Source organism: Cetobacterium somerae ATCC BAA-474, assembly GCF_000479045.1.
Lineage (GTDB): Bacteria > Fusobacteriota > Fusobacteriia > Fusobacteriales > Fusobacteriaceae > Cetobacterium_A > Cetobacterium_A somerae.
Genome location: NZ_KI518102.1, coordinates 1 through 12,549, shown reverse-complemented (window position 1 = coordinate 12,549; position 12,549 = coordinate 1). Strand labels below are relative to the sequence as shown.

Here is a 12,549-nt window from a genome sequence, read left to right as displayed (position 1 = left end):
TCAATGAAAAGAATTATCGGTTTTCTAACTCTAATCCTAGTGTTTTTAACAGGATGTGGTAAGGGTGAGGAAACATCAACAAAGAAAATAAAGTTAGCACATGCTTTGACAGAGAGTCATCCAGTGCATTTAGCAATGGTTAAATTTGCAGAGGAAGTAAATGAAAAAACAGATGGAAAGATTGAGGTTTTAATATTTCCAAATGGACAGCTAGGTGGAGAAAGAGAGATCACTGAGCTAATGCAAGCAGGAGCTATTGATATTATAAAAACTAATGCAGGACCATTAGAGAGTTTTGCAAAGGAGTATTCAGTTTTACCACTACCATACTTATTTAAAGATATGGATCACAACTTAAGAGTATTAAAATCACCAATAGGTGAGGAGATTCTAGCAGCAACAGAGGATAGAGGATTTATAGGATTAACATTTTATAATTCAGGAACAAGAAACTTCTATACAAAGAAACCTGTTAGAAATACAAATGATTTAAAGGGAATGAAAATTAGAGTACAAACAAGTAAAACTATGGTAAGAATGACTAACCTTTTAGGAGGAAGTCCAACACCGTTAAGTTTTGGAGAGATTTATACAGCACTACAACAAGGTGTAGTTGATGGAGCAGAGAATAACTTAATCTCTTATGCTGAGTCAAAACACTATGAAGCAGCACCATATTTTACATTTGATGAGCACTCAATATCGCCAGATGTATTGGTTATGAATACAAAAACTTGGAACAAATTATCAAATGATGAGAAAGCTATAATAAAGACAGCAGCGTTAAACTCTTTTGACTATCAAAATGAGATATGGTCTGAAACAGAGGATAAGTTAATGGATTCTTTAAAAGATAAGGGCGTAGAGTTTTTCCAAGTGGACAAAACAGAGTTCGTAGAGAAAGTTCAACCTCTTTATGATGAAGTTACAAAAGACTCATTAATTAAAGATTATATTGAAAGAATAAGAAATTTTGAATAGTAGGAGAAAAAATGGATAGATTAAGAGGGTATATAAATAGAGTTATATTTATAGTAAGTGCGCTACTATTAACAGTTATGGTAGCAACTGTAGCTTGGCAGGTAACATCGAGATATGTATTTAATTCGCCAAGTATTTTTACAGATGAACTTGCTAGATTTTTATTAATGTGGATAGGAATGCTTGGAACTACTTATGCTTTTGGTTCTAAAGCTCACCTTTCAATGGATTATCTACATACTTTTTTAAAAGTAGATACAGTAAAAATTATAAAGATAATACTTCCAATATTAAGCATCATTTTTATGGGATTTGTTATGGTTTGGGGTGGAACGCTACTAACTTTAAATACAATGAAGCAACTATCACCAGTATTATATGTTCCTATGGGAGTTGTATATTCAATACTTCCAATAACTGGAGTTATAAATGTATTCTATTTCATAACTTATATAGGAGATGAATTAGCAGTAAAAGGGAGTGATAGATAGTGGGAGTTAATATAGGAATAGTAGCAATTGCACTATTTGCAAGTTTCTTTGTATTTTTAATTTTAGGACTTCAAGTATCAGTAGGAATAGGGTTAGCATCATTTATAGCAATACTTTTATCACTACCACTTGATATGACAATAATAGCATCAGCTCAAAAGATGATAACTGGACTAGATAACTTTGCGTTATTGGCAATACCATTTTTCATACTTTCAGGAAATATAATGAATAATGGTGGTATAGCAATAAAATTAGTTAACTTTGCTAAACTAATCGGGGGAAGATTGCCAGGATCGTTAGCTCAGGTAAATATTTTAGGAAATATGTTATTCGGAGCTATATCTGGTTCAGCAGTTGCAGCAGAAGCAGCTATTGGAGGAACAATATACCCGCTACAGAAAAAAGAGGGATATGATCCAAAATACTGTGCAGCAGTAAACATAACATCTTGTCCAACAGGACTACTTATTCCACCTAGTAATGTACTTATAGTATTTGCATTAGTTAGTGGTGGAACTTCTATTGGAGCTCTATTTATAGCTGGATATTTACCAGGAATAGTTATGGGATTAGGGATTATGATTTTAGCATATATATTTGCTAAAAAGAATAACTACCCTGTAGAACCAAAACCAGAGATGTCTTTGGTTATAAAAACAACTTTAGATGCACTACCAAGTTTACTTTTAATTATAGTTGTTATTGGGGGAATCATAAAAGGTGTATTTACAGCTACTGAAGGATCAGGAATTGCGGTAATATACACACTAGTTTTATCTTTAATCTACAAAAACTTAAATGCAAAAGTTATAAAAAAGATTTTAGATGAAACAATTAAGATGACAGGAATCATCATGTTTTTAATGGCAGCTTCAAGCATTATGTCTTGGGCTTTGGCGTACTCTCAAATTCCTCAGTATATAACAAATCTACTGCTTGGAATTTCAGATAATAAATATGTTATTTTACTCATCATAAATATGTTACTATTAGTTGTTGGAACATTTATGGATATGACACCAGCTGTGCTTATATTCACACCAATATTCCTACCTGTGGTAACATCTTTAGGAATGCATCCAGTACATTTTGGAATCTTAATGGTTTACAACCTTTGTATAGGGCTTTGTACACCACCTGTTGGAAATGCACTATTCTTAGGTTGTGCCATTGCAGATTTGAAAATAGAGGAGATAATAAAAACGATTTTACCATACTTTATTGTAATGTTAATAGGACTTCTGCTAGTAACTTATATACCAGCAATAAGCTTATTCCTACCTAAAGTATTTGGATTAATATAAAACTAAAAATGGAGGAGTTAAAGATGAAAAAGTTTATGTGTGAAGATTTTCTATTAAATAGTGATATAGCAAAGACACTGTATCATGAGTATGCAAAAGATATGCCAATTTATGATTACCACTGTCATTTAAATCCAAAAGAGATATATGAGAATAAAAAATATAGATCTATAACTGAGATTTGGTTAGGTGGAGATCACTACAAATGGAGAGCAATGAGAAGTAATGGAGTTTCTGAGGACTATATTACTGGAGATAAAGAGGATAAAGAGAAGTTTATGAAATGGGCTGAAACAATGGATGAGTGTTACGGAAATCCACTGTTTCACTGGACTCACTTAGAGTTAAAAAAATTCTTTGGAATAGATACAATTCTTTCTAAAGAAACAGCTGAAGAGATTTGGGAAAAGACAAATGAGATGTTACAAAAAGATGAGTTTACAGCTAGAGAGTTAATAAAAAAAGCTAATGTAAAAGCACTTTGTACAACGGATGATCCATTAGATTCATTAGAGTACCATATAGCTTTAAAAAAGGAGAATGACTTTGAAGTTGTTGTAAACCCAGCATTTAGACCAGATAAAGGGTTCAATATAGAGAAAGATGACTTCTTACCTTGGTTAGAAAAATTAGAAGGGTTACATGGAAAAGAGATTGATTCATTAGCTGAGTTTAAATTAGCTTTAGGAGAGAGAATAGACTTTTTCCATGAAGTTGGATGTAGAATATCAGATCACGCTTTAGACCCTGTTGTTTTTGTAATGGGAGAAGAGGATGAAGTGGATGATATATTCAATAAAAGAGTTCAAGGTGGGACTTTAACTTCAGAAGAGGCTAAGATGTTTAAAACAAACATTATGATGTTCTTAGGAAGAGAGTATAATAAAAGAGGTTGGGTAATGCAACTTCATATGGGAACTATTAGAAATAACTCAACTAGAATGTTTAAAAAGTTAGGTCCAGACACTGGATTCGACTGTATTGCAGATGATATTTTTGTACATTCACTATCAAAATTTTTAGATGCTTTAGATGATACAAATGAGTTACCAAAAACAATACTATATAATTTAAATCCTAGAGAAAATGAGACTTTAGGAACATTAATAGGATGTTTCCAAGGAGGGGGAATTCCAGGAAAGATTCAATTAGGATCTGGATGGTGGTTCCTAGATCAAAAGGATGGAATGATAAAGCAGATGACAGCTTTAGCTAATTTAGGATTACTTTCAAGATTTGTTGGAATGCTAACAGATTCAAGAAGTTTCCTATCTTACACAAGACATGAGTATTTCAGAAGAATACTTTGTAACCTACTTGGGGAGTGGGTAGAAAATGGAGAGATTCCAAATGATGTAGATAAATTGGGGAAAATGGTTCAAAATATATGTTATAACAATATTGAGAACTATATAGTTAAAGAATAGATAAAAAATGGAGAAACTAGTTTTAGTTTCTCCATTTTTGTAATCTCAATTAATCTTACATTAGAAATATGGTATACTTTATAGTATAAAGTTAAAATATAAGTTTTAATGGGGGATATATGAAATATGAATTTATAAGTAATACTAACTTAGAAAATAATGGAAATTTATATAGATATATAGAAAATGGATTTAAAAAAGCTAAAAGTTTCTATTTCTCTGTGGCGTTTATTAACTTTGCAGGAGTACAAATAATTTTAGATATTTTGAAAAAAAGTGAAAAACATAATATAAAAGGTAAAATTTTAACAACAAACTATCTTCATTTTACAGAACTAAAATCTATAGAGTTTTTAAAAAGATTTAAAAATATAGAGGTTAAATTTTTTGATAGTGACAAGATGGAAGGGTTTCATACTAAGGGGTATATATTTGAGTATGAAAACTGTTATAAAGCTATAATTGGGTCGTCTAATCTTACTAAAAGTGGACTTAAAAGTAATATTGAATGGAACACAGCAGTTACTACAGAAAAAAATAGTGACTTTATAAAAGGGGTTTTAAATGAATTTAATTACCTTTGGGAAAAGGGTGTTGAAAATGTAAATCCATATATAGTTTCATATGTAAAAAAAGAGGAGATAGTTGTAAGAAAAAAAGTTAGAGATGAATATTTTTTAGCAGCAGAGGACCATGATTTTGGAATTTATAAAGAATCAGATATAAAACCAAATTATATGCAAGAGATAGCTTTAAAAAACTTAGAAACAACTAGAATGTATGGAGAGACAAGAGCTCTTTGTATTGCAGCTACAGGAACAGGGAAAACATACTTAGGTGCTTTTGATGTAAAGGCATTTAAAGCTAATAAGTTGCTTTTTATAGTTCACAATGAAGAGATCTTAAAATCTGCTATGGAAACTTTTAAAAATATTTTACCTGAAAAAACTATGGGATTTTTTACAGGAAATAAAAAAAATATAGATAGAGATTATATTTTTGCTACTATACAAAGTTTAAATAATAGATACCAAGAGTTTAGTGAGGATGAGTTTGATTATATAATAGTTGATGAAGCTCATCATACAACTGCTAAAAGTTATGAGAAGGTTATAAATTATTTTAAACCTAAGTTTTTATTAGGATTAACAGCTACACCTGAAAGATGTGACGGTGGAAATATATATGAAATTTTTCATATGAATGTCCCTGTGGAGATTCGTTTACAAGAAGCTCTAGATAGAAAGCTTGTAACACCATTTCATTATTATGGAGTCAAGGATATATCAGATGTAAACTTAGAAGGAATAGATTTAAACGATATTCCAGCAGTGACTAAAGCATTAAATTTGGAAAAAAGAGTGGACTTTATTATAAAGAAGATGAATTTTTATGGATATAGTGGAGAGAGAAGAAAAACTCTAGGATTCTGTGTTTCTGTTGAACACTGCGAATATATGACTAAAGAGTTTCTAAAAAAAGGGATAAAAGCAGCAACTATAACAGGAAATCATGGAAAAGATTTGAGAGAGGATATAATAAAAAAATTCAAAGAGACAGAGGATTTGGAAGTTATATTTACAGTTAATATTTTTAATGAAGGAATAGATATTCCGTGTATAAATAGTATTTTAATGCTAAGACCAACAGCTTCACCAATTATATTTACACAGCAGTTGGGAAGAGGGCTAAGACATTATGAAAACAAGGAGTTTTTAACAGTTATAGATTTTATAGGAAACCATTCTAGAGCTTTTTTAATTGCATTGGCACTGATGGGAAGAAAAGGTTATGATAAAGAGAGTATAAAAATAGCTGTAAAAAGGGATTTTGATAACTTATCTAAAACTATTCATGTAAAGATGGAAGAGATTTGTAAACAAGAGATATTGAAACAACTAGACAATGAAAACTTTAATAGTTTAAAGTATTTAAAAGCTGAGTATGATGAGTTTAAAGATTACTTAAAGGGAAGAGTTCCAAGACCATTAGATTTTATTGAGTATGAGGATGCTCCTAATTTTTATAAATACGTAAGACTTCAAAAATCATATTTAGATTTTTTAGCTAAAGTAAAGGATAATCTGTTTTCATTAAACGAAAAAGAGAGAGTAGTTATTCGTGAGATAGAAAGATTTTTGCCTATAAAAAGAGTGTATGAGTTTGCAATAATTCGTGAGTTAATAGCAAAGAATCAAGGATTATCAAAAAGTAATATTTTAGGAGTAGTAGGAAAATATATTGAGATATCTGATATTAAGCATACTCTTGATACCGTAGATCATGCTATGGGATATTTAAATGGAGATTATTATGATTCACAAGATTTGAAAAGATGTGGAAAGCTTTTTAAAGTTTCTGGTGAAACTATAGAGAAAACAGAATTGTTAAATGAAGTTTTAAAAAATAAAGATATAAAAGATTATATTTTAGAAGTTTTAGATTATGGACTTTTAAAATATAAAGAAAGTTTTGGAACAGAGGATTATGGTTTTCCATTTTTAAAGTTATATGAAAACTATTTTATGAAAGATGTTGCACTATTATGTAATTATGATAAAAAACATAGTGCTTTTAGAGGAAGTGGACTTTTAAAAAAAGATAAGGATTATTTTGTGTTTATAGATTTACATAAAGATGAGAATATAAAAGAGAGCATAAAGTATAAAGATAAAATATTAGATAGATATCATTTTCAATGGGAAACTCCCAATGCCACTAGAGTAGATAGTGAAATAGGAGAGAGAATAGTTAAAAATAAAGAGAAAGATATAAAAATTCATATTTTTGTGAGAAAATGTAAAGAGAGTGATAGTGTAGTTCAGCCATATATTTATATAGGAAAAGGGGATTGTATAGCTTATAAGGGAAGTAAACCTATAACAACAACTTTAAAATTAGAGAATCCACTTTCTAAAGCTATATATATTGAACTTACTGAAAGAGTAGAAAAAACGCTACAAGTAGCAGAAGTAGGAGAAATTAATGAAAAAAATTATTGAGGTAGTAGGAGCTATTTTAGAAAATCCAAATGGTGATATATTTTGCGCTATGAGGCCAAAAGATAAAACTTTCCCAGGGATGTGGGAGTTCCCAGGTGGTAAGATTGAAGAGGGAGAGGAACCTAAAAGAGCTTTAGAAAGAGAAATCAAAGAGGAGTTAAATATAGATATAAGAGCGGATAAACTTTTTGATGAAGTTCAAAAAGAGTATGAAGAGTTTGTTATAAAATTATCTACTTATAATTGTACAGTTTTAGATTTCTCAGAGTTTAAATTAATAGAGCATCAAGAGTTTAAGTGGATGGAAAAAGAGTCGTTAATGACTTTAGATTGGGTTCCAACAGACATTCCAACTGTAGAAAAGTTAGTGAAATTATAAAAAAAAGAGCTAATTAGCTCTTTTTTAAATTACTTCGAATCTCTCTGATTTTGTAACAAAGAATAATAGTTGAAGCTACAGCAACAATGGAGTTAGCAATTATAATAGGTAAATCATTTAAATAAAAACCATATAAAACCCAAAGTAAAACTCCAGTTACAAATAAGATATACATAGTTAGTGATATACTTTTTGTATCTTTACTTTTTATAACCTGTATAACTTGAGGAAAGAAGGCAATAGTAGTTAGTGTAGCCGCTATTATACCTATAATTCTCATTTACAGTTCATCTCCATTTGAAGAGATAACATTTTTATACCAGTTAAATGATTTCTTTTTAGATCTTTTTAAAGTTCCATTCCCATCATCATCTTTATCAACATAGATAAACCCATATCGCTTACTCATTTGCCCAGTTCCAGCACTAACTAAGTCAATACATCCCCAAGGTGTATATCCTAAAAGATTAACGCCATCTTTAACTCCCTCTTTCATTTGTTCAATATGTTGTCTTAAATAATCAATACGATAGTCATCATTTATAGATCCATCAGTTTCAATTTTATCAATGGCACCAAGACCATTTTCAACTATAAAAAGTGGCTTATTGTATCTATCATATAATTCATTCATAGTTATTCTAAGACCTGTAGGGTCAATAGTCCATCCCCATTCAGATTCTTTTAAGTATGGATTTGTTAAAGAGGCAAAAGCATTTCCATCTTTGATATTTTTCATAACTTCAGGGTCAGCACTTCTAAGTCTACTAGAGTAATAACTAAATCCAATATAATCAACAGTATGTTCTTTTAATATTTTTTTCTCATCTTCACTGATTTCAAGGGTAACTCCAAGTTCCTCAAGCATTCTTTTTGAGTAAGATGGATATTCACCTTTAGATTGTACATCTATAAAGAAATAATTTTCTCTATTGGCAGCTTGTGCAGCTAAAATATCATTTGGGTTACAAGTATTAGGATAAACAGTTCCTGCAGCTAGCATACATCCAATCATATTTTCAGAATCAATTTCATGACCAATCTTTGTAGCTAAAGCACTTGCAACAAGCTGATGATGAGCACTTTGATACATAACTTGCTTTTTATTTTCCCCCTCTTCAAAAACAAGGCCACCACCAAAAGATGGAATGTGCAAAATAATATTAATTTCATTAAAAGTCATCCAATACTTAACTTTACCTTTATATCTTTTAAAAAGAACTTCGCAATATCTAGCGTAAAAATCAATTAATCGTTTATCTTTCCAACCGCCATATTTTTTAGTAAGTTCTAAAGGAGTATCAAAATGATTTATAGTTATAACAGGTTCTATATTATTTTTTATAAGTTCATCAATTAAAGCATCATAGAATTTTAGACCTTCTTCATTAGGTTCTAAATTATCACCATTTGGGAAAATTCTAGCCCAACAAATAGAGGTTCTTAGACACTTAAATCCCATCTCTTTAAAAAGCTTTATATCCTCTTTAAATTTATGAAAAAAATCTATAGAAATATGTGATGGATAGTATCCATAATCTGTATTCATAGCTTTTTTTACATCCTCTAAAGCTTCATTTCTTAATTTTGGTCCCCCAGGTAAGATATCAACAGGAGATAAACCTTTTCCATTTTCTAGATATGCTCCCTCACATTGATTAGCAGCAATAGCTCCTCCCCATAAAAAATCTTTAGGTAAAGTATTTTTCATTTTTTCCCTCCAATTAATATTTATATCTTTCAATTGAGTTATGAAATTGTGGTAAATAATCCCAGTTTTCTCTAATAATCTCATCTAATATAGTTTTAGCAACAGCTCCACTTGTAACTAGGGGATTTACAGTTAAAGCTTGTAATGCCTTTCCATAATTTCCAGTAACAGCAGCTTCAATTGTAAGTTGTTCAAAGTTTTTCATAAGTTGTAAGATACCCCTAGCTTCAATAGGCATAGGTTTTTGTGGATATGGTTTAACACCGTCTTTATATACCTTAGCTGACACTTCAACAGCACACCCTTCAGGTAAACAATCAATAAGACCATTCTCATTTTTTGTTGAAACAACAATAGTAGTTCCTTTATCATTATAGATTGAATTTATAAGTTCACAAGCAGCATCGGAATAATACTGACCACCTCTTTGTTCAAGTTGCTTTGGTTTTACTTTTAAATCTGGATCTTTATAAAGTTCAAATAACTCATTTTCTACTTTTTTAACTTGCTCTCCACGAGTTCCTTTTCCAGTTCTAATTTCTTCTAATTGATCAGCTAACATCTCATCAGTTAAATAATAGTATTTATGATATGCACAAGGTATCATATTTAAATCCATGATTTGTTCTCTTATCCAAGGTTTTCCATGTCTTAAATTTGCTGGAAGATTTTCAATATCTGTTAAAATTTTAGAAAGAGCTTCCTCAGTTCTATCGACACCATTGTGAAGGACTTGTCTACCCCAGAAAAAGTGATTTAATCCACCACAAATAAGTTCAATCTCTTCATCAGGAACTTGTAAAGCATCTGTAACAGATTTTCTAACACCTATAGGAACATTACAAAGACCAGCAACTTTAATATTAGGATAGTATTTTAAAACTGATTCAGTAACCATACCACTTGGATTAGTAAAGTTTACAAGCCAAGCATTGGGACAAAGTTCAGTCATATCTTTGCAAATGTCTAAAATAACAGGTATAGTTCTAAGAGCTTTTGCAAAACCACCAGCACCATTTGTTTCTTGTCCAATCATTCCATATCTTAAAGGAATTCTTTCATCTCTTATTCTAGCAGCTAATAGACCAACTCTAAATTGAGTGGTTACAAAATCAGCATCTTTAAGAGCTTCTCTTCTATCTAAAGTTAAATAAATTTTCATTTTATCTTCTAAACCAGCTTCTTTAACCATTCTTTTAGCTAAGCTTCCAACTATTTCTAGTTTATCTTTTCCATCTTCAATATCAACTAACCAAAGTTCTTTAATAGGTAGCTCGTTGTATCTTTTGATAAATCCTTCAACTATCTCAGGTGTATAAGATGACCCACCACCAATTGTAACTATTTTAACAGGGTTTTTCATAATTTATCCTCCTTAAAATTATATCTCTTCTAATAATGACTCTAAACTATCCTCTTTTTTTACATCACTTTCATCAGCAGCTAATTGTGCATCATAAATTTTAAAGAAAGGATAGAAAATAACTATAGATAAAATAATACTAAAAATATTAAGTAAAACTACAGAAATTGAGAAACCAGATGATAAAAAACCAGCAATAATAGGTGGTGTAGTCCAAGGAACCATAACAAATGGTATTTTAACTAAATCCCACTTCATTAAAAACCAACTAATAATCGTTATAATAACAGGATTTAATATAAATGGAACTATAAGTAATGGATTCATAACTATAGGAGTTCCAAAAATAACAGGTTCATTAATGTTAAATAGTGATGGTGTTATAGATAACTTTCCAACCTCTTTTAATTGTTTAGAACGAGCTCTAAAAAGCATTAATAGAACAAATCCAATTGTAGATCCACTTCCACCAATTTTAATTGTCATATCTGTAAAAGCAGCACTTGAAATAATATAACCATTAGAGTAGATATTTTCAATTCCTTGAGCAGCCAAAGACGCATTGTGAAGAGTGTTTTCAAGCCAGATAGGGTCCATAATTCCGCTTACAATTGTAGCTCCATGTATCCCTGCACACCAAAGAATAGTTGTTAAAAGAACAGCTGTAAGTTGTCCAACTAATGATGTACTAGCAAATCTTAAAGGTGTACCAACAATTACATTTACAGCATCGTGGAAGTTAGCAAAACTTGTATTTGCTAAAATTGCTGTAACTATTCCCCAGAAACTAATTACAATAACACCAGGAATTAATGACATAAAAGTTTTTGATATAGCAGGAGGTACACTTTCAGGAAGAGTTATAACCAGTCCTCTTTTTAAAACCTTATTAACAAATTCAACAGTAACAATAGCTATAATAACCCCTGTAAACAGGCTTTTAGCTCCTAAATATCCCATACTTATATTTCCATTTACTGCTGAAGGAATCATAGTAACGAAGAAACTTGAAACAGCAATAATTGCATTTGATAAGGCTAATTCATGCATTCCGTAACCAACAGTTAATCTATAAGCAACAGCTAAACACGCGACCATTCCAACAATACCAAAACAAGCATCAGATATAAATGAGAAGTATCTTCCAATTCCACTACTAGCTATAAAACTTGAATATCCAGGAAGAGGCAAGAAACTTAAAATCAGGAAAAGTGATCCTACTATAGTAAGAGGCATAGTAGCAACTACTCCATCTTTAATAGCAACAACATGTCGTTGAGCAGCTATTTTATTAGCTGTAGGTATAAAATGTTTATTTAAAAATATATTGAAACCATTAAATATTTTCATATATAACCTCCTAAATTTATTGTGCGTTTGCTTTTTTAAACTCTTTTATTGCTAAGATTGCATCTTTTAAAACTCCTAAACCATCCATCATTCCATATTTTTGTGTATTTATAGTAACAACTGGAAATCTTCCATCAGCAAGTTCAATCATTTTATTTTCTAAAAATTTAATTTGTGGTCCTAATAATAATATGTTTATATCATTAAAGTGGCTAGGGGCTTGTATTTCAGGAACTGCTTTTATATCTGCTTCTAATTTATGTTCTGCTGCAACTTTTTTCATTTTGTTAACTAATAGACTTGTTGACATACCTGCATTACATGCTAATAAAATTTTAATCATAATAATAACCTCCGAATATATTTTTATTTTTCAAATTTTGTTCTGTTCTTAGTTCTAAGATACCATTTTTTAACAAAATAAGTCAATTTTCTAAAAAAAAGCTATTATTTTCGTCTGCTTTAATTTATAATAATTATATGATTTCAAAAAAAAAATATTATTTTCGTTTGATTTAATAAAAATATTAGAAAAAAA

At 30.2% G+C, this 12,549-nt stretch carries 11 protein-coding genes; 6 read left to right on the top strand and 5 right to left on the bottom strand.

Going from position 1 to position 12,549, the window contains the following annotated elements:
* Positions 1 to 3: 3 nt before the first annotated feature.
* The 6 genes from HMPREF0202_RS03405 to HMPREF0202_RS03380 all read left to right on the top strand — a co-directional run bounded on the left by HMPREF0202_RS03405 (position 4) and on the right by HMPREF0202_RS03380 (position 7,587).
* Positions 4 to 981: a TRAP transporter substrate-binding protein gene (locus HMPREF0202_RS03405; protein ID WP_040406250.1), complete on the top strand. Its 978-nt coding sequence runs from the start codon at positions 4 to 6 to the stop codon at positions 979 to 981.
* An 11-nt stretch (positions 982 to 992) separates the two neighbouring features.
* Entirely contained in the window at positions 993 to 1,472 is a 480-nt protein-coding gene (locus tag HMPREF0202_RS03400) for a TRAP transporter small permease (RefSeq protein WP_023051983.1), read from the top strand.
* The gene (locus tag HMPREF0202_RS03395; RefSeq protein ID WP_023051982.1) at positions 1,472 to 2,779 is read left to right on the top strand and encodes a TRAP transporter large permease; all 1,308 of its coding nucleotides are present in this window, start codon (positions 1,472 to 1,474) and stop codon (positions 2,777 to 2,779) included. The genes HMPREF0202_RS03400 and HMPREF0202_RS03395 overlap by 1 nt, the downstream gene beginning before the upstream one ends.
* Positions 2,780 to 2,802: 23 nt before the next feature.
* Entirely contained in the window at positions 2,803 to 4,206 is a 1,404-nt protein-coding gene (gene uxaC / locus HMPREF0202_RS03390) for a glucuronate isomerase (protein ID WP_040406246.1), read from the top strand.
* 119 nt (positions 4,207 to 4,325) lie between these two features.
* Positions 4,326 to 7,208 carry a DEAD/DEAH box helicase gene (locus HMPREF0202_RS03385; protein ID WP_023051980.1) on the top strand — a complete coding sequence of 961 codons (2,883 nt, stop codon included), beginning with the start codon at positions 4,326 to 4,328 and terminating at the stop codon, positions 7,206 to 7,208.
* Entirely contained in the window at positions 7,192 to 7,587 is a 396-nt protein-coding gene (locus HMPREF0202_RS03380) for a (deoxy)nucleoside triphosphate pyrophosphohydrolase (protein ID WP_023051979.1), read from the top strand. Before HMPREF0202_RS03385 ends, HMPREF0202_RS03380 begins: the two co-directional genes overlap by 17 nt.
* Before the next feature lie 13 nt (positions 7,588 to 7,600).
* On the opposite strand, the gene HMPREF0202_RS03375 is transcribed toward HMPREF0202_RS03380, so the two are convergent.
* Genes HMPREF0202_RS03375 through HMPREF0202_RS03355 form a run of 5 tightly spaced genes read right to left on the bottom strand, consistent with a single transcriptional unit; the run spans position 7,601 to position 12,354 of the window.
* Positions 7,601 to 7,867, bottom strand: coding sequence for a SemiSWEET transporter (locus HMPREF0202_RS03375; RefSeq protein ID WP_023051978.1), 267 nt, complete (start codon positions 7,865 to 7,867; stop codon positions 7,601 to 7,603).
* Positions 7,868 to 9,298, bottom strand: a complete 1,431-nt coding sequence (locus tag HMPREF0202_RS03370; RefSeq protein ID WP_040406245.1) for a 6-phospho-beta-glucosidase — start codon at positions 9,296 to 9,298, stop codon at positions 7,868 to 7,870.
* Positions 9,299 to 9,311: 13 nt separating this feature from the next.
* Positions 9,312 to 10,661, bottom strand: coding sequence for a 6-phospho-beta-glucosidase (locus HMPREF0202_RS03365; protein WP_023051976.1), 1,350 nt, complete (start codon positions 10,659 to 10,661; stop codon positions 9,312 to 9,314).
* An 18-nt stretch (positions 10,662 to 10,679) separates the two neighbouring features.
* A complete protein-coding gene (locus HMPREF0202_RS03360) occupies positions 10,680 to 12,011 on the bottom strand; it encodes a PTS sugar transporter subunit IIC (RefSeq protein ID WP_023051975.1) in 1,332 nt (443 codons plus the stop codon).
* A 16-nt stretch (positions 12,012 to 12,027) separates the two neighbouring features.
* Complete coding sequence (locus tag HMPREF0202_RS03355; RefSeq protein ID WP_023051974.1) at positions 12,028 to 12,354, bottom strand: PTS sugar transporter subunit IIB; 327 nt, start codon at positions 12,352 to 12,354, stop codon at positions 12,028 to 12,030.
* Positions 12,355 to 12,549 lie beyond the last annotated feature (195 nt).

What these genes read in the sequence shown, in the direction of transcription:
- HMPREF0202_RS03355 (WP_023051974.1), bottom strand. Translation starts at nt 12,354, where the DNA reads ATGATTAAAATTTTATTAGCATGTAATGCAGGTATGTCAACAAGTCTA.
- HMPREF0202_RS03365 (WP_023051976.1), bottom strand. Translation starts at nt 10,661, where the DNA reads ATGAAAAACCCTGTTAAAATAGTTACAATTGGTGGTGGGTCATCTTAT.
- uxaC (WP_040406246.1), top strand. Translation starts at nt 2,803, where the DNA reads ATGAAAAAGTTTATGTGTGAAGATTTTCTATTAAATAGTGATATAGCA.
- HMPREF0202_RS03405 (WP_040406250.1), top strand. Translation starts at nt 4, where the DNA reads ATGAAAAGAATTATCGGTTTTCTAACTCTAATCCTAGTGTTTTTAACA.
- HMPREF0202_RS03360 (WP_023051975.1), bottom strand. Translation starts at nt 12,011, where the DNA reads ATGAAAATATTTAATGGTTTCAATATATTTTTAAATAAACATTTTATA.
- HMPREF0202_RS03375 (WP_023051978.1), bottom strand. Translation starts at nt 7,867, where the DNA reads ATGAGAATTATAGGTATAATAGCGGCTACACTAACTACTATTGCCTTC.
- HMPREF0202_RS03380 (WP_023051979.1), top strand. Translation starts at nt 7,192, where the DNA reads ATGAAAAAAATTATTGAGGTAGTAGGAGCTATTTTAGAAAATCCAAAT.
- HMPREF0202_RS03385 (WP_023051980.1), top strand. Translation starts at nt 4,326, where the DNA reads ATGAAATATGAATTTATAAGTAATACTAACTTAGAAAATAATGGAAAT.
- HMPREF0202_RS03400 (WP_023051983.1), top strand. Translation starts at nt 993, where the DNA reads ATGGATAGATTAAGAGGGTATATAAATAGAGTTATATTTATAGTAAGT.
- HMPREF0202_RS03370 (WP_040406245.1), bottom strand. Translation starts at nt 9,298, where the DNA reads ATGAAAAATACTTTACCTAAAGATTTTTTATGGGGAGGAGCTATTGCT.